Genomic DNA, 1354 nt, shown 5'->3' on the forward strand with positions numbered 1-1354 from the left:
GGAACACGATTTTGAGTCGTGCGCGTCTGCCAATTCCGCCACACCGGCATGTTATAAAATATTCTATGGAGGCGGCAACCGGATTTGAACCGGTGATCAAGGTGTTGCAGACCTTTGCCTTACCACTTGGCTATGCCGCCAATTTTGGAGCGGAAGACGGGATTCGAACCCGCGACCCCCACCTTGGCAAGGTGGTGTTCTACCACTGAACTACTTCCGCATACAAGTCAGGCTTCAAGGATTCCAATGGAATCCTTGCCTGTTTACTTGGCTATAGCCTAAAGCTATATGGAGGGCGATCGATGGGAATCGAACCCACGAATGCCGGAGCCACAATCCGGTGCGTTAACCCCTTCGCCACGACCGCCATGATCAATATGTTATGGCAGGGGTAGTAGGAGTTGAACCCACACCGACGGTTTTGGAGACCGTTGTTCTACCATTAAACTATACCCCTATGGTGGAGGGAGTAGGACTCGAACCTACGAACCCGATGGGAGCGGATTTACAGTCCGCCGCGTTTGGCCAACTTCGCTATCCCTCCGATTGAGAGTGGCTCGGGACGGAATCGAACCGCCGACACACGGATTTTCAGTCCGTTGCTCTACCGACTGAGCTACCGAGCCATTATGTATTCATTTTATAAGTGGCGGTCCGGACGGGACTCGAACCCGCGACCTCCTGCGTGACAGGCAGGCATTCTAACCAACTGAACTACCGGACCACTTGTAAATTAGGCTTGCACACTTCGTGTACTCCCATTTTTCACTAGCCAAGAAGAAATATTGACGTAGTAAGTGAATTATTATGGTTGCGGGGGCAGGATTTGAACCTGCGACCTTCGGGTTATGAGCCCGACGAGCTACCCCTGCTCCACCCCGCGATGATAAAAGGTATTCTCTATGAAACTAGATATAGATGGTGGAGGATGACGGGCTCGAACCGCCGACCCTCTGCTTGTAAGGCAGATGCTCTCCCAGCTGAGCTAATCCTCCGGATTGGTCTTGAAAATAAATGGTGACCCGTACGGGATTCGAACCCGTGTTACCGCCGTGAAAGGGCGGTGTCTTAACCGCTTGACCAACGGGCCATCTATGTATATGAGTTGTGATGGCGGAGAGCGAGGGATTCGAACCCTCGAGACCGCTGTAGCAGCCTACACGATTTCCAATCGTGCTCCTTCGACCTCTCGGACAGCTCTCCGTGGCTCCACAGGCAGGATTCGAACCTGCGACCGATCGGTTAACAGCCGATAGCTCTACCACTGAGCTACTGTGGAATAATCGTATTGCCTGGCAGCGTCCTACTCTCGCAGGGGCGAACCCAACTACCATCGGCGCTGAAGAGCTTAACT

General features: G+C 53.0%; 12 tRNA genes. All 12 read right to left on the bottom strand.

Going from position 1 to position 1354, the window contains the following annotated elements:
• Positions 1-66: 66 nt before the first annotated feature.
• Positions 67-140 (bottom strand) — tRNA-Cys (locus BLQ53_RS18555).
• 5 nt (positions 141-145) lie between these two features.
• Positions 146-220: transfer RNA gene (locus BLQ53_RS18560), tRNA-Gly, on the bottom strand.
• Between the two features lie 73 nt (positions 221-293).
• A tRNA-His gene (locus BLQ53_RS18565) sits at positions 294-368 on the bottom strand.
• 15 nt (positions 369-383) lie between these two features.
• Positions 384-457, bottom strand: a tRNA-Trp gene (locus tag BLQ53_RS18570).
• A gap of 1 nt (position 458) precedes the next feature.
• A tRNA-Tyr gene (locus tag BLQ53_RS18575) sits at positions 459-544 on the bottom strand.
• Positions 545-553: 9 nt separating this feature from the next.
• Positions 554-626: transfer RNA gene (locus BLQ53_RS18580), tRNA-Phe, on the bottom strand.
• A gap of 21 nt (positions 627-647) precedes the next feature.
• Positions 648-724, bottom strand: a tRNA-Asp gene (locus BLQ53_RS18585).
• An 84-nt stretch (positions 725-808) separates the two neighbouring features.
• A tRNA-Met gene (locus tag BLQ53_RS18590) sits at positions 809-883 on the bottom strand.
• Positions 884-919: 36 nt separating this feature from the next.
• Positions 920-995 (bottom strand) — tRNA-Val (locus BLQ53_RS18595).
• A gap of 20 nt (positions 996-1015) precedes the next feature.
• A tRNA-Glu gene (locus tag BLQ53_RS18600) sits at positions 1016-1090 on the bottom strand.
• Between the two features lie 21 nt (positions 1091-1111).
• Positions 1112-1203: transfer RNA gene (locus BLQ53_RS18605), tRNA-Ser, on the bottom strand.
• Position 1204: 1 nt separating this feature from the next.
• Positions 1205-1279, bottom strand: a tRNA-Asn gene (locus BLQ53_RS18610).
• Positions 1280-1354 lie beyond the last annotated feature (75 nt).

Source organism: Terribacillus halophilus (assembly GCF_900101385.1).
Classification (GTDB): Bacteria; Bacillota; Bacilli; order Bacillales; family Amphibacillaceae; genus Terribacillus; species Terribacillus halophilus.